We start from the raw sequence: 15,606 nt of genomic DNA, 5'->3' as shown, positions 1-15,606 counted from the left end.
CATCCTCCTTTTCGCCGAAGGCTGGCCTTGGAACGGGAGGCCAGGTCCGGCGGCCGGAAAGGCAGCGGTCTTTGGTCCCCTGCCATCAGTCTCTCGGCGGCCCAAGCAATGGCGCGCCCAGGTTCAGCCGCGCCCTGCGGTCATTTGGCTTTCAGGATCATGTCGCTCATATACTCATTCAGATCGCGAAAATCCTTAACGGTCCATGCGAAAGCAGGCAAATTCACACCGTTTTCTCGCAGGGTTCTTGGAGTCAGATCGCCATTCGGACGAAGTATTACAGACGACACAATGACACCGGGATAATCGCGCAAGCGCCTCCTGAACTCCGGCGTCGTAAGATCAGGTGTTGGAGGATTGCTTTTATTGGCTAGAGGCCCTGTTCCTCTGACGTCTTTACCGTGGCATACCGCGCAGCGGCTCGAAAAAAATTCGCTCTCCATTACGACCGTCCGCAAAAGACATTGATGGGACGCAAAACACGATCGTCAGTGCAACGATGAAATTTTTCCCAATCCTCACGGTGTTCTGTCCTTGACGGTGCCGAGCCATGTTGCGTGAAAATAATGACCAAGCGATCGCAGCGCATCTGGGTTCGTTTCAACTTTCTCCTGCCTCGAAATTTCCGATGAAATCCGGGCTTCCGCGCCTGCTTTCCACTGCGTGAAAAAGCCGTTCGCCGAACTGGCTCCAGGACCTGCCGGGCGGTCAAGCTCCCTTGCAAAGGCCGCCTCATCCCCGGACGGCGGCCAGGACGCAACCGGGAGTTCGGCCATGGTGCAGTTCGCCGCCAACCTGACGATGCTCTACAACGAGCACGCCTTCCTCGACCGATTCGCCGCGGCGGCCGACGCCGGGTTCCGTGGCGTCGAGTATCTCTTCCCCTACGACTTCCCGGCCGACGTGCTGGCGGAGAAGCTGCGCCAGCACGGGCTGACCCAAGTCCTGCACAACCTGCCGGCCGGCAACTGGGGCGCGGGCGAGCGCGGCATCGGCATCCTGCCCGAGCGCGCCGCGGAGTTCCGCGACGGCGTGGCCAAGGCCATCGACTACGCCGGCACGCTGGGCTGCAAACAGATCAACTGCCTCGCCGGCATCCTGCCGACCGGCGCCTGCTCCGACAAGGCGCGCGACCAGCTCGTCGAGAATCTGGCCTACGCCGCCGACGCGCTGGCGGGGGCCGGCATCCGGCTGCTGATCGAGCCGATCAACACCCGCGACATCCCCGGCTTTTTCCTGAAGCGGACCAAGCAGGCCCTCGACATCATCGACCGCGTCGGGTCGGGCAACCTCTACCTGCAATACGACATCTACCACATGCAGATCATGGAGGGCGATCTGGCGCGGACGATCGAGGCCAACCTGCCCCGCATCGCCCATGTCCAGCTCGCCGACAACCCCGGCCGCAACGAGCCGGGCACCGGCGAGATCAACTATCCCTTCCTCTTCAAGCATCTCGACGCCATCGGCTACGGCGGCTGGGTCGGCTGCGAGTACAAGCCGAAGACGGTGACCGGCGAGGGGCTCGGCTGGTTCGCCCCCTACCGTTCCTGACGGCCCGACGCCTCACGCACGCATCTCCCCACTGTTCACGCGAGAAAGGACCACGGCCATGAAGGTCGGTTTCATCGGTCTCGGCATCATGGGCACCCCGATGGCGGGGCATCTGCTGGACGCCGGTCACACGCTCTACGTCCACGACATCAAGCCGGTCGCGGCCGAGCTGACGGCCAAGGGCGCCATCCCCTGCCCGAGCGGCTCGGAGGTCGCGGCGGCGTCCGAGGTCATCATCACCATGGTCCCGGACACCCCGCACGTCGCCGCCGCGCTGTTCGGCGAGAAGGGCGTCGCGGCGGGCCTCGGCGCCGGCAAGATCGTGGTGGACATGAGCTCCATCTCGCCGATCGAGACCAAGGAGTTCGCGGCCCGCATCAACGCGCTCGGCTGCGACTATCTCGACGCCCCGGTGTCGGGCGGCGAGGTCGGCGCCAAGGCGGCCTCGCTGACCATCATGGTCGGCGGCCCGCAGGCGGCCTTCGACACGGTGAAGCCACTGTTCGACAAGATGGGCAGGAACGTCACGCTGGTCGGCGGCAACGGCGACGGCCAGACCACCAAGGTCGCCAACCAGATCATCGTCGCGCTGACCATCGAGGCGGTCGCCGAGGCCCTGCTGTTCGCGTCCAAGGCCGGGGCCGACCCGGCGAAGGTGCGGCAGGCGCTGATGGGCGGCTTCGCCTCGTCGCGGATCCTGGAGGTGCATGGCGAGCGGATGATCAACCGCAACTTCACCCCCGGCTTCCGCATCGAGCTGCACCAGAAGGATCTGAATCTGGCGCTCAGCGGCGCCAAGGCGCTGAACCTGGCGCTGCCGCACACCGCGAGCTGCCAGCAGCTCTTCAACGCCTGCGCCGCGCAGGGCGGCGCGCAGTGGGACCATTCCGGCCTGCTCAAGGCGCTGGAGCTGATGGCGAACCACGAGGTGAAGGCGGTGTGAGGCTTTTGCCTGAACCGCGAGGTTGGTTCCCTCTCCCGCCCCGGGAGAGGGATTTTTCGCCGAACTTCGCTCCCCACACCAACCGTTGGCCTTCCGCCGCATCCGGTGCATTCTAGGCGCCCCGCCCCTCTCCCCATGACCATGGCCGAGCCCGCATGACCACCAACGCCGCCGCCGACACCGCCGCTCCCGACACCCTGCTCCACGCCCTGTTCCAGGCGGCACTCGGCGCCGTGGTCGCCGACACGCGGCTGCCGGCGGCGCTGCCGGAGCCGCCCAAGGGACGGACCGTCGTCATCGGCGCCGGCAAGGCCGCTGCCGCCATGGCCAAGGTGGTCGAGGATCATTGGCCGGGGCCGCTGACCGGGCTGGTCGTCACCCGCTACGACCACGATCTGCCGACCGAGCGCATCGAGGTCGTCCAGGCCTCGCACCCGGTGCCCGACGCCGCCGGGCAGGACGCCGCCAAGCGGATCCTCGCCCTGGTGCAGGGGCTGACCGCCGATGATCTGGTGCTCTGCCTGATCTCCGGCGGCGGCTCGGCGCTGCTGGCGCTGCCGGCCCCCGGAGTCTCGCTCGACGACAAGCGCGCCGTCGCCAAGGCCCTGCTGAAGAGCGGCGCCGACATCGCCGAGATGAACTGCGTGCGCAAGCATCTCTCGGCCATCAAGGGCGGCCGGCTCGCCGCCGCCGCCCACCCGGCGCGCGTCGTCTCGCTGCTGGTGTCGGACGTGCCGGGCGACGACCCGTCGGTGATCGCCAGCGGCCCGACCGTGCCCGACCCGACCAGCTTCGCCGACGCCCGCGCCATCCTCGCCAAATACGGCATCACCCCGCCGCCCGGCGTCGCCGCCCATCTGGAGCGCGGCGCGGACGAGACGCCCAAGCCCGGCGACCCGCGTCTGGCCGGCGCCGTCACCACCATCATCGCCACCCCGCAGGACGCGCTCGACGCGGCGGCGGCGGTCGCCCGCGAGCGCGGCTATGCCCCGGTCATCCTCGGCGATCTCGAAGGCGAGGCGCGCGACGTCGCCAAGGTCCACGCCGGCATCGCCCGCCAGATCGCCCGCCACGGCCAGCCCGCCCCCGCTCCCGCCGTGCTGCTGTCGGGCGGCGAGACCACCGTCACCGTGCGCGGCAGCGGGCGTGGCGGCCGCAACGTCGAGTTCCTGCTGGCGCTCGCCGTCGCCCTTGACGGCCATCCCGGCATCCATGCCGCCGCCTTCGACACCGACGGCATCGACGGGACGGAGGACAACGCCGGCGCCCTGCTGCGCCCGGACACGCTGGCCCGCGCCGCCGCGCTCGGCCTCGACGCCAAGGCGCATCTGGCCAACAACGACGGCTACGGCTTCTTCCAGGCGCTCGGCGACCTCATCGTCACCGGCCCGACCCGCACCAACGTCAACGACTTCCGGGTGATCCTGGTGGACCGCGCGGCCGGCCCTCCGGTCTCCTGACGATTTTGACGAATATCGACTGACAGATATTGAAATCTGTCAGTCGATCAGCAATACTCCCTCCATCGCGTTTCGATGGAGGGGATCATGATCGTGCGTTCGCTTGGAAAGACCGGCCCGCGGGTATCGGCGCTGGGGCTCGGCTGCATGGGCATGTCGGGCATGTACGGCCCGTCCGACCGCGCGGAGGGCATCGCCACCATCCACGCGGCGCTCGACGCCGGGGTGACGCTGCTCGACACCGGCGATTTCTACGGGATGGGCCACAACGAGCTGCTGATCGGCGAGGCGCTGAAAGGCGTCCCGCGCGACCGCTTCCAGGTCAGCGTCAAGTTCGGCGCCCAGCGCGACCCGGCCGGCAACTGGCTCGGCTACGACGCGCGGCCGGCGGCGGTGAAGACGGCGCTGGCCTACACGCTGAACCGGCTGGGGCTCGACCACATCGACGTCTACCGGCCGGCGCGGCTCGACCCCAACGTGCCCATCGAGGAGACGGTCGGCGCCATCGCCGACATGGTCAAGGCCGGCTACGTCCGCCACATCGGCCTGTCGGAGGTTGGGGCGGACACCATCCGCCGCGCCGCCGCCGTGCATCCGATCTGCGATTTGCAGATCGAATACGCGCTGGTCTCGCGCGGCATCGAGGCCGAGATCCTGCCGGCCTGCCGTGAGCTGGGCATCGGCGTCACCGCCTACGGCGTGCTGTCGCGCGGGCTCATCAGCGGCCATTGGACCAGGGAACAGGGCCGGGCGGCCGGCGACTTCCGCAGCCACAGCCCGCGCTTCCAGGGGGAGAATCTCGACCACAATCTGGCGCTGGTCGAGGCGCTGCGGGCGGTGGCCGAGGCGAAGGGGGTCAGCGTCGCGCAGATCGCGATCGGCTGGGCGCTGTCGCGCGGATCGGATATCGTGCCGCTGGTCGGCGCGCGGCGGCGCGACCGGCTGGCCGAAGCCCTGGGAGCCCTTGACGTTGATTTGTCCGCAGACGACCTCGCCGCCATTGAACGGGCGGTTCCGCCCAATGCTGCGGCCGGCGACCGCTACGCCCCGCAGCAGATGGCGATGCTCGACAGCGAGCGCCGCTCCTAACGGGCACGGCGCCGGGATGGGCTCCCATGGCTGAGACGGTCCTCACCGCGGAGCGTATCCTGGAGGCGGCGGAGGAGGTGCTCCGCCGCTACGGCCCGGCCAAGGCGACGGTGGTCGATGTCGCCCGCGCGCTCGGGGTCAGCCACGGCAGCGTGTACCGGCACTTCCCCAGCAAGGCGGCGCTGCGCGACGCGGTGACCGAGCGCTGGCTCGCCCGCGTCTCCGCCCCGCTCGCCGCCATCGCCGCCGAGGACGGGCCGGCGCCCGCCCGGCTGCGCCGCTGGCTCGACGCGCTGATCGGCGCCAAGCACGCCAAGGTGCTGGACGATCCGGAGATGTTCGCGACCTACATGACTCTCGCCGCCGACGCGCGCGAGGTGGTGGCCGGGCATGTCGCCGCCCTGACCGCCGATCTGGCGCGCATGGTCGCCGACGGCGTGGCGCAAGGCGTGTTCGCGACGGCGGATCCGCAGGCGACGGGCCGCGCCCTGCTCGACGCGACCGCCCGCTTCCACAACCCGGCACACGCGGCGGAATGGTCCGATCCCGGCATCGCCGCCGCCTTCGAAGGCGTGTGGGCGCTGGTCATGCGGGGTCTGGAGACACGGAAAGGCTAAAAAAAAAACGCCCGCTCAACGGCGGACCCTATCAACGACGGACGACGACCGGCTGGCGCGCCGGCTTGCGGGACGAGGAGGCGACCACGGCGTGGGCGCCGCGCTCGCTGCGGCGCTGTTGCGCCAGTTCGACCTCGCGCCGGAACTTCGGTCCGAGCGCCTCGTAGGCGGCCTTCAGCTCGGGGTCCTTCATCCAGGTGTCACGACGATCCATTGTTCCCTCTTGAATGTTCTTGGCCGTTTTCTTGGCCGGCAGCGGAGCGTCCCCGTATCCGGCGGCAGCCCCGCGCGGATTCGCGCGGATTCTGCTTTGGAAAGCGCCAGACATCGGGTTCGGCATTACCGATGCTACAGGTTGGGGTGGTGACTCTTCACTTCAAGATGCCCCCGGCGTCTGGCCGAGCGGCTGTTCCGAAGCAATAACGTCTTCGCCACCCCAACGGTTCCGCTCCGGCTTTTCGCCGAGGACATAGTGTCAAGCCCGGACGGGGGATTTAGGCGGAAGGGATGGGGTGTGGGCAAACCTGGCCCCACCCCATCGGCATCAGGCGTGCAGCAGGCCCATCTGGTCGAAGGGCAGCACGTCGAAGCCGTGCTGGTAGACCGGCGAATCGGCGGCCAGCGTGTAGTCACCCGCCGAGGGGTTGACGAAATGCGCGTCCAGCACTCCCGACCCGTTGTCGTAGCCGGCGGCCTGCCAGTTCTTCAGCGTGCCGCTGGAGCCGCTCGCCATCACCTGCGGCCAGGCCTCGAACAGCCGGGCGTTGGTGTCCAGGCTGGTGTAGTCGTTGTCGTGGAACCTGCCCATGTTGGCCGGGCCGTAGAGATGGACGGCGACGCCCTTGGAGGTGTCGATGAGGTTGCCGGTGATGTCGTTGTTGGACATCACCGCGCCCTTCCAGCCGCCCCAGGCGACGTCCTGCTGGAGACCGATCTGGGCGCCGGTGTTGCCGGCGATCAGGTTGTCGGTGACGCTGTTGCTCCAGCCGCCATGCAGGAAGACGCCGCCGATGTTGCCGTGGACGTAGTTGCCCTTCACCGTGGCGCCGCTGGTCCAGTCATCGAGGTAGATGCCCCAGCTCGCCACCGGGCTTGTCGGGTTGGTCGCCGTGGTGCCGGTCACGTCGTTGTTGACGACGATGTGGTCGGTCAGGGTCTGCTGGCGGTTGATCAGGTAGATGCCGCCGCCGTCGTTCGATTCCAGGTTGGCGTCGATCACCTTGTTGAAGGCGATGGTCGCCCGGTAGGTGGCGTCGCTGCCCGTCGTCTCGACCGAGCCGACGGCGATGGCCTTCTCCGGCGAATCCTCGATCTGGTTGTGCGTGACCTTGACGTCGGAGCTGCCGTTGATCCAGATGCCGGCGTCGCCGCGGTCGGCCGCGTTCGGGTGCTTGATGAGGTTGTTGGACACGATCGTGGCGTTGGAACCGGCCTTCACGAAGATGGCCTCGGCGCCGGTGCCGCTGAACTGGTTGTTGACGACCTGGCTGTTGGCGCTGTTCTGCACCGTGATGCCGTAGCCGCCGCCCGTCACGCTGTTGTTCGCGAAGGTCAGGCCGGCGGCGTTGTCGGCGTAGACATGGTGTCCGTCCACCGTGCCGCCGGTGAAGCTCAGACCCTCGATGGTCACGTTCTTGGCGCCGCCGAGACCGATCGACACCGTCGAGCCGCCGTGGATCACCGCCTTCTCGTTGCCATAGCCGGCGATGGTCACGCCGGAATCCTGGCCGTCGAGCCAGAGCACGTTCTTCAGCGTGTAGTCGCCGCCGCGCACGTAGGTGGTGTCGATGGTGGGGTCGGCGCGCATGGCCTGCTGCGCCTTGGTCAGGCTGGCGAAGGGCCCGTCGGTGCCGTCGGCGTTGGGGGCGGCCAGCTTGCCCGACCAGCTGTCCTTGCCGTTGGCGGCGACGTAGAAGGCCGGGCCGGTCGGCGCCGGGTTGGTCGGGGTGGTCGGCGTCGTGGGCGTCGTGCCGGGGGCCGGGAAGTCGGAGGCCGGGGCGTTGACCACCAGCGTGCCGTTCCACCACATCCCCTTCTGGCCGGCGACCACGTCCCTGCCGTCCAGCGCCCCCTTGTCGTAGGTCACCGCGCTGTCGGTCGGGTTGTAGGCGTGGCCGTTGATGGTGATCTTGTTGACCGTCAGGCTGCGGTCCTGGCCGTTGATCACGGCGTCGTTGTCATACTGGATCTGCACCTTGTGCGCCGCCTTGTCGGCCGCGTCGGTGGTGAAGGTGTAATCCTTGGCCGTCGTGCCGGCGGTGCCCTCGCCGATCGGCTTGCCGTCGACCAGCACCTTGAAATGGGCGTTCACGCCACCGGCCGGGGTGCCCTGCGCGTTGACGACGATGGTGTCGGTCTTGCCGGCGGTCGGCGTCGTCGGGGTGGTGGTGGTCGCCGGGAAGAAGCTCTTGTCGGCGTTCACGACCAGCGTGCCGTTCCACCACATGTCCTTCTGGCCGGCCGCGACGTCGCGCCCGTCGAGCGCGCCCTTGTCGTAGCTGACGATGCTGTCGGTCGGGGTGACGGTCTTGTTGCCGATGGTGATCGAGTTCACCGTCAGGCTGCGGTCCTGGCCGTTGATGACGGCGTCGTTGTCGTACTGGATCTGCACCTTGTGGGCGGTGTCGGCCGCCAGGGTGGCGGTGAAGGTGAAGGTCTTCGCGGTGGTGTCGGCGGTGCCTTCGCCCACCTTGACGCCGTCGACCAGCAGCTTGAAATGTGCGTTCGTGCCGGCGGCCGCACGGCCTTGCGCGTTGACGACGATCTTCGTCGCGGTGGTGGCCATGGGTCGATCTCCCAAATCTCGTTGCGTCAAAACTCGTTGTGGCGGGGAGCATGGACAGGCGGCGCGGGATCTTTGTGTGATGTTTCTCGCGAAAACGTGCAAAACCGTGGCAAAGCAGGGACATCGGCCGTACCGCATAGGCCTTCCCCGCGCACGGCCGGGGCGGGCCGCCTGACGCGATGCAGCATTTCGGCAACATCGCAGAGGGCCGATTTTGTCAGGATTTCCCGTATCTTGCAGGAAGTCGTTGAACGGAAGGTCTTTTTCCCGGATTGTTGGGTTTCGCCGCGACCGGTTTGACGGCGGCGCCCGGTGCCCCCATGTGAGGGGCCTCGCGGAAAAAGGGGATCGACCGAGAGATGCATGACGTCAGCGAGCGGCCCGGCCGCCCCAATCACCCCCTGGGCCATCCCCCAGGCCACCGGCCCCTGCCGGCGGGGTGTTTCCGGGTGCAGCGGCCCATTCGCTTCTCCCACAGCGACCCGGCCGGGATCGTCTATTTCCCGGTCTACTTCGACATGTTCAACGGCGTGGTCGAGGACTGGTTCACGCAGGGCCTGGACATCGACTACGCCAGCATGATCCTCGACCGGCGGCTCGGCCTGCCGATCGTGCACGCGGAATGCGACTTCATCATCCCCAGCCGGATGGGCGACACCCTGACGCTCGGCGTGCTGATCGAGCGGCTGGGCCGCAGTTCCCTGAAGCTGCGCATCAACGGCGAGGTGGACAAGCAGGTCCGGCTGTCCGGAAGCCTGACGGTGGTGACGACCTCGCTGGACGATTTCGCCTCGATGCCGATCCCCGACGACATCCGCCGCGCGATGGAACGCTACCGGGCCGCCTGCGAGGCGTGACAGGCCGTCACGGCACCCACCCGATCACAGCCCGAGGAAGGGCCGCAGCAGCCGGCCGAGCAGGCCGGTGAAGCGCAGCGGCGCGTCGGTGGCGAGCAGGCACAGGCAGGCGGCATCGGGATCGGCGACCGGCCGGTGCCGCACGTCGCCGTCGGCCTCGGCCATGTCGCCCGCCGCGTAGCGCCCCCGCTCGTCGGTGAAGGAGCCCGACAGCACCACCGTCAATTCCAGCCCGGCGTGCCCGTGGTGGGGCACCGCCGTGCCGGGCGTGACCCGCAGCAGGTGCGTCGCGCCGCCGCGCGCGCCGCGCAGCAGCCTCACCCGTTCCACCCCGGGGGCGAGGCGCCGCCAGGGCGCCGTCTCCAGCGATCCGGCGACATAGGGGCGCAGCGGCCACGGTAGTCCGGGCGCCGCCCGCTCCCCCGCCCCGCCGGCGCGCGGCGGCGGCGCGGCCTCCGGGAGGCGGTCCAGGCAGGCCAGCGTGTCGGCCAGGGTCAGGCGCTCCAGCGGGTCGGGCGGGCACTCCTCCAGGAGCGCGCCGCCGACCGCGTCGACGGCGGCCAGCGCCGCCCGGCAGTCCGGGCAGTGGAGGAGATGCAGCGCCACCGCCAGCGACAGCCCCTCGCACAGGCAGCCGGCGCCGTAGCCGACCAGCAAGGCATCGCTCGGGTGATGGGTCGGCCGGGTGCGGGTGGAGAGGATGCGTGAATCGGACATGCGCCCCTGTACGCCGCCAACGCCCGATCGGATCACCCGCCCCCTTTCGATCAAGCCACTTTTCGCACGGCGACGGCGGCGAACCGGGCGCCGCGGCTCAGGCGTTGAAGGTCAGAACCACCTCGCAGCGGCCGTCGCGCACGCTGGACGTCATCCGGTTGGCGACCCGGCCGATCATGTAGGAGGCCAGCCGCCGCATGCCGTCCTCGTCCTCCAGGATCTCGTCCTCGGTCGGGCGGGTCCTCTCCATGGTCAGCGGCAGGCCGGCGTAGGTCAGGGTGACCGAGAAGGTGAACTCGTCGAAACGGGTCTGCAACTCCAGCGGCCGGCGGCCGCCCGCCTCCGCCATCACCATGTCGTTCTGGCTCAGCAGGTCGAAGGCCTCCTGCAAGGCGAAGCGGACGCGGAAGACCGTCTCCGGTTCAGCCGCCCAGAGTTGGCCCTGGGCGGTCACCACCTCGGTGAGCTGTTCCGGAGACAGGTGGGCGATGTCGAGCCGCACCCGGCTGCGCGTGCCGGTGCCGATGCGCAGCGTCGCGTTCAGCAGGATCACCAGCGTGACGGCGACGGTCAGCGGTGAACCGACCCAGGGCTGGATCCAGTGCGGCAGCGTCTCGAAGAAATGCGGATCGACCAGCCGGGCCAGCCCGAAGGCCAGCGCGATGCCCAGCACGAAGATCTTCCGCGAATCGAGCATGCGGGAGCTGATGACCTGGATGCCGTTCATCACCAGGAAGCAGCCGCTCGACAGCAGCGCCGCACCCACCACCGGCGGCGGCATGATCAGCAGCGCCGTGGCGATCTTCGGCGAGAAGGACAGCGCGACCAGCAGGATGCCGACGCCGAGGCCGATGGTGCGGCTGGTCGCCCCGGTCGCCACCGACAGCCCGACCGCGCCCGAGGTCGCCGCCTGCCCGACGCCGCCGAGCAGCCCGGCCACCACGTTGGACAGCCCGTCGGCCAGGATGCCGCGCCCGATGTTGCCCATGTCCGGGCGCTTCCACTCGGCGTCGTTGGCCTTCTGCGCCGCCGTCACCGCGCCGACCGAGTTGAGCGCCATCGCCAGCGCGGTGATCAGGAAGGGCAGCAGCAGCTCCAGGTCGAAGGCCAGCCCGAAGCTGCCCGGCTGCGGCAAGGCCAGCAGCGGCGCCTCCTCCAGATGCTTGAGGTCGAGCGGCGCCAGCCAGCCCTCGGCCATCCCCAGCGCGTAGCCGAAGACGACGCCGATCAGCGAGCAGTAGAGCCGCAGCCGCCGGCCGCCCCACACGTTCAGCCCGACGATCACCGCCAGCACCGGCAGGCCGACCGCCGCGTAGCGGGCGTAGTCGCCCTCGGCGACGCCCATGCCCATCAGCTGGCGCACCGCCAGGATCATGACGGTCAGGCCGATCATGAAGACGACGAATCCGGCGATCTCGGTGGGGAACAGCGGGCGCAGCCGGTGGATGACCCGCGACAGCGCCATCACCAGCAGCCCGGCGAGCGCGCTCATGCCGAACAGCAGCGGCAAACCGCCCTTGGCCAGCGCCAGCGCCGCCGGCGGCAACAGGATCGTGGTCGTCGTCGCCGGCACCATGAAGCCCGAGCCGAGCCCGCCGCGCCCCAGGCATTGCAGGATGGTCGCCACCCCGCCGGCGATCATGGTCAGGCTGACCAGCCGGCTGCCGGCCTCGGCGTCGAGCTGGGCCATGCGGGCGATCGTCACCGACACCACCAGGAAGATCGCCACCAGGGCAAAATGCTGGAGAGAGAGGAGGACCAGGGCCAGGGCGGGCGGCTTCTCATCGACCCAATAGGTCAGCTCGGTCGGTCTCTTCGCCATGATGCTCGCTGTGCGGAACGGTCTATACCGTCACGATAGGTGCTTCGCTTCCCACTGCCAAGCTGGCAGTCACCCCGTTGACAAACCGTTCACATCGCAGTCACAGCCGCGGCGTCCGGCCCGCCGCCGCGCCGGAAAGGGGAGCCGCCGGTCTTCGTCCCCTCCGATAAGGGATGCCCCCACTGGACGAAAGCGGTCGGGCGGTTACCTTGACGGATGGTTCGTGGCAAGATTATCGAACAATAAGAGCGAGTGAGGGGAGCCAGCGTGACAGCACCCGCCATGGCGGGCCATCCGGAAAAATCGGTGCGCCGCCTGCTTGCCTTGCCCCTTCTGGTCATTCTCCCGCTCCTGGGCTTCGAAATTCTTAGCATTTCGGAGCTTCGCCACACGCGTGAGCTGGAAATTCAGGAGGAGTCCAGCCGAATTCTTGATCTTATCGAGGCAGAACAGCAACACTTGGTTGAAAACATCCACAACATCCTGGTCACCCTGACCGAGATGGGCATCGGACGCATGGACGGGGCGGCCTGCAACGCGACGATCCGGCGGCTCAAGGAGCAGTACCCGAGCTATCTGGCGGTCAGCATCAGCAACGGCGACAACCTGATCTGGTGTTCGACCACGCCGTCGGCCGTCGGCATCTCGGTCGCCGACCGGCCCTACCGGGAGGAGGCCCTGCGCGGCACCGGCATCGTCGCCGGACAGGCGATCGCGGCGCGCACCACCGGCCGGCCGGTCATCCCCTTCGCCCTCGCCTACCAGGACGCACGGGGCGAGCGCGCCGGCGTCGTCACCGTCCTGCTCGACATCGGCTGGCTGGAACAGTATCTCGCGCAGAAATCCCTGCCCGACCATGCGACCGTGCTGATCGCCGACGGCGGCGGCAGAATCCTCGCCGCCGTCCCGGCAACCCCGATGGCGCCCGGCCAGCGCCTGCCGGACGAGCTTCGGCCCCTGCTGAAGGCCGACGACGGAGGAGTCGTCGAACAGCGCGGCGGCGACGGGACGTTGAGGGTCATCGCCTATTCGCCACCGACGGTGAAGTTGCGCGGCCTCTACTTCCAGGTGAGTCTCGACAAGGACGCGGCGATGCGGTCGGTCGACATCGCCGCCCTGCGCTCCCTGCTGATCTTCTGCGGGCTGTCGCTGCTGGCCGGGATCGGCGCCGCCTGGGGCCTGCGCTGGTTCCTGCGCATCCGCGAGCAGGCGCAGCGCAGCGCGCTCAAGACCGCGTCGGTGCTGGCGAGCACGGTGGACGGGGTGGTCGAGCTCGACCGCGACTGGCGCTTCACCTACCTCAACGACAAGGCGCGGGCGCTCTCCCCCGGCGGCCGGGACCTGCTCGGCCTGTCGCTGCGGGACGGCTTTCCCGAGCTGGCCGCCGGGCCGTTGTGGGAGAGGATGCAGCGCGCGATGGCCGATCGGGGGACCGTAGACGTCGAGTTCCAGGGCACGCGCAGCGGCCGCTGGTTCTGGATGCGGGCCTTCCCCTCGGAAAACGGGCTGACCCTCTACCTGCTCGACATCACCCGCCGCCGCAAGGCCGAGGAGGATCTGCGCAGGAGCAACGACCATCTCAGCATGGCCCTGGAATCGGCCCAGGCCGGCACCTTCGACTGGGATCTGCGCACACACGGCGGCTACTGGTCGGAGGCGAGCTACCGCATCTTCGGCCTGGATCCGGACACGGACCCGGCGACCACCGACCGCTGGCGGAGCATCCTCCACCCCGACGACCGCCACGCCGCCACACCCGTGGAGTGGACCACGGTGCCGGACCAGCCGAGCGTCACGCTGGAATACCGCGTCCTGCATCCCGGCGGGCGGGTCCGCTGGGTGCTGTCGATCGGCCGCGTCCGCGCCGACGAGGACGGCACGCCGGTGCAGTTCAGCGGGATCAACATCGACGTCACCCAGCGCAAGGCGATGGAGGAGGCCCTGCAACGGACCGAGAACCGCCTGAACATCGCGCTTTCCGCCGCCAACGCCGCCCTGTGGGACATCGACCTGCTCAGCGGCACGGTGAACTGGTCGGAGAACAACTACCGCCTGTTCGGCCTCGACCCGGCCACCGTCACGCCCAACCGCGACACCTTCCTTGAGCAGGTCCACCCGGCCGACCGCGAGGCGGTTCTGGCGCACCTCCACCGGGTGCTGGACGACGGCGAGCCGGACCAGGGAATCGAATACCGCGTCCTCCATCCCCAGGACGGAACGCGCTGGATCCTGAGCGTCGGCCGGGTCGAGCGCGACCGCAGCGGCCGGCCGGTCCATTTCAGCGCCCTGAACATCGACCTCACCGCCCGCAAGGCCATGGAGGAATCGCTGCGCGACGCCAAGGAGAAGGCCGACGAGGCGAACGTCTCCAAGTCGCGCTTCCTCGCCGCAGCCAGCCACGACCTGCGCCAGCCGCTGCAATCGGCCCTGCTGTTCGCCGGCGCGCTGCACCCGCATGTCGACGCCGCGCGCGGGCGCGGGCCGCTGACCTCGCTGGAACGCGCGCTCGACACGCTGAAGAACCTGCTCGACAGCCTGCTCGACGTCTCCCGCCTCGACGCCGGGGTGATCGCGCCGCGCATCGTCGACCTGCCGCTCGGCCCCGTGCTGGAGGAGATCGCCGCCGCCTACGCCCCGATCGCCGCCAGCAAGGGGCTGGCCTTCGAGGTCTCGACCGCCTGCGCCGCCCTGACCGTGCGGAGCGACGCGCTGCTGCTCGGGCGCATGCTGCGCAACCTCGTGGAGAACGCCCTTCGCTACACCGACCAGGGCCACGTGCGGATCCAGTGCGACACGGTGCGGGACAGCGTCTGCATCAAGGTGCAGGACAGCGGCATCGGCATCTCGGCCGAGCATCAGACCAAGGTGTTCGAGGAGTTCCATCAGGTCGGCAACCCGGAGCGCGACCGCAGCCAGGGGCTGGGGCTGGGGCTCGCCATCGTCCAGCGCCTGTCCCGGCTGCTCAACCACCCGGTGCTGGTGCGCTCGGAGCCTGGAAAGGGCTCGGTCTTCTCCATCGAGGTGCCGCGCGCCGCCGTCGAACCCGCGGCACCGGCCGGAGCGGAAGCGGCGAGGATCGCGGCCGGCACGGTGGCGGCGGACACGGCGGCGGACGAGGGGCACGGCCGGCTGGCCGTCGTCATCGACGACGATGTGATCGTCCTGACCGGGCTGCGCACGATCTTCGAGGAATGGAGCTACGACGTCGTCATGGCCGGCTCGACGGACCAGGCGCTCGAACGGCTGGAATCCATCCGCCGCGCGCCGGACATCATCGTCGCCGACTATCGGCTGCGCGACCGCAAGGTCGGGACCGAGGCCATCGTGAGAATCCGCGAGCGGGCCGGCCGGCCGATCCCCGGCATCATCCTGACCGGCGAGATCGGCACCGAATGCGAGCGCGAGGCCGCCGCCCTGGGGCTGGCCGTGGTCCACAAGCCGATCACGCCGCGCCAGCTCCGCGGCATCGTCCAGCGCCTGATCGGGGAGTGAGGGGCGGACCGCCCCCGTCGCCAGCCATGCCGGCCGCCCGGTTCGTGCCCCCCCTTCCGCCCTTAGGATAGGTGGGGATAGGCGGGGATAGCCTTTTTCTCAGTAGGACTATCCCTCACCAAGGCGGTAGTCCCAAATCGAATGGGGTACATTGGGATCACAGCCAAGACGGCGGTGGCGCGGACCTCACTGCGATGCCTCGCCCCGGCGTCCCGGCCCCTTCTCAAATCAACGCCCAGCTCTTGCCCGACCCCGGTCCGGCCACGGCCC

The 15,606-nt window shown here is 69.1% G+C and carries 13 protein-coding genes; 7 read left to right on the top strand and 6 right to left on the bottom strand.

Translation table 11 applies throughout. The features are described from left to right. Window positions 1-140 precede the first annotated feature (140 nt). Window positions 141-443, bottom strand: coding sequence for a cytochrome c family protein (locus tag JN22_RS31600; protein WP_211099722.1), 303 nt, complete (start codon window positions 441-443; stop codon window positions 141-143). A 75-nt stretch (window positions 444-518) separates the two neighbouring features. Beyond that, complete coding sequence (locus tag JN22_RS31595; RefSeq protein ID WP_143268956.1) at window positions 519-776, bottom strand: hypothetical protein; 258 nt, start codon at window positions 774-776, stop codon at window positions 519-521. Here JN22_RS31595 and hyi point away from each other — a divergent pair. From hyi to JN22_RS31570, 5 genes are all read left to right on the top strand, one after another. Then, window positions 775-1,554, top strand: a complete 780-nt coding sequence (hyi, locus tag JN22_RS31590) for a hydroxypyruvate isomerase (RefSeq protein WP_085557863.1) — start codon at window positions 775-777, stop codon at window positions 1,552-1,554. The two genes, JN22_RS31595 and hyi, sit on opposite strands and share 2 nt — an antisense overlap. A gap of 58 nt (window positions 1,555-1,612) precedes the next feature. Further along, window positions 1,613-2,497 carry a 2-hydroxy-3-oxopropionate reductase gene (gene glxR, locus JN22_RS31585; protein ID WP_085557862.1) on the top strand — a complete coding sequence of 295 codons (885 nt, stop codon included), beginning with the start codon at window positions 1,613-1,615 and terminating at the stop codon, window positions 2,495-2,497. A 155-nt stretch (window positions 2,498-2,652) separates the two neighbouring features. Then, entirely contained in the window at window positions 2,653-3,957 is a 1,305-nt protein-coding gene (locus tag JN22_RS31580) for a glycerate kinase type-2 family protein (protein ID WP_085557861.1), read from the top strand. Window positions 3,958-4,044: 87 nt separating this feature from the next. Continuing rightward, a complete protein-coding gene (locus tag JN22_RS31575) occupies window positions 4,045-5,046 on the top strand; it encodes an aldo/keto reductase (RefSeq protein WP_085558020.1) in 1,002 nt (333 codons plus the stop codon). A gap of 26 nt (window positions 5,047-5,072) precedes the next feature. Further along, window positions 5,073-5,663: a TetR family transcriptional regulator gene (locus JN22_RS31570; protein WP_085557860.1), complete on the top strand. Its 591-nt coding sequence runs from the start codon at window positions 5,073-5,075 to the stop codon at window positions 5,661-5,663. 31 nt (window positions 5,664-5,694) lie between these two features. Here the strand turns inward: JN22_RS31570 and JN22_RS31565 are convergent, their stop codons facing one another. After that, complete coding sequence (locus JN22_RS31565) at window positions 5,695-5,877, bottom strand: hypothetical protein (protein WP_179166325.1); 183 nt, start codon at window positions 5,875-5,877, stop codon at window positions 5,695-5,697. A gap of 330 nt (window positions 5,878-6,207) precedes the next feature. Further along, window positions 6,208-8,448 (bottom strand): carbohydrate-binding domain-containing protein, encoded by a 2,241-nt coding sequence (locus JN22_RS31560; protein WP_085557859.1) that lies wholly within the window; start codon window positions 8,446-8,448, stop codon window positions 6,208-6,210. A 449-nt stretch (window positions 8,449-8,897) separates the two neighbouring features. Between JN22_RS31560 and JN22_RS31555 the strand changes: the two genes are divergently transcribed. Next, window positions 8,898-9,305: an acyl-CoA thioesterase gene (locus JN22_RS31555; protein WP_223677999.1), complete on the top strand. Its 408-nt coding sequence runs from the start codon at window positions 8,898-8,900 to the stop codon at window positions 9,303-9,305. Between the two features lie 24 nt (window positions 9,306-9,329). Here JN22_RS31555 and JN22_RS31550 read toward each other — a convergent pair whose 3' ends face one another. Then, on the bottom strand, window positions 9,330-10,022 hold the full coding sequence (locus tag JN22_RS31550) for a ChrR family anti-sigma-E factor (RefSeq protein WP_085557857.1): 693 nt from the start codon (window positions 10,020-10,022) through the stop codon (window positions 9,330-9,332). A 97-nt stretch (window positions 10,023-10,119) separates the two neighbouring features. Then, window positions 10,120-11,844: a uracil-xanthine permease family protein gene (locus JN22_RS31545; protein ID WP_085557856.1), complete on the bottom strand. Its 1,725-nt coding sequence runs from the start codon at window positions 11,842-11,844 to the stop codon at window positions 10,120-10,122. A gap of 459 nt (window positions 11,845-12,303) precedes the next feature. Between JN22_RS31545 and JN22_RS31540 the strand changes: the two genes are divergently transcribed. Further along, a complete protein-coding gene (locus JN22_RS31540; RefSeq protein WP_223677998.1) occupies window positions 12,304-15,336 on the top strand; it encodes a PAS domain-containing protein in 3,033 nt (1,010 codons plus the stop codon). The last annotated feature ends 270 nt before the right edge of the window (window positions 15,337-15,606 follow it).

It is taken from the genome of Azospirillum agricola (genome assembly GCF_020005195.1).
GTDB classification, from domain to species: domain Bacteria; phylum Pseudomonadota; class Alphaproteobacteria; order Azospirillales; family Azospirillaceae; genus Azospirillum; species Azospirillum agricola.
The sequence above is the reverse complement of the archived record's forward strand: the minus strand, read 5'-3'. Positions and strand labels throughout refer to the sequence as shown.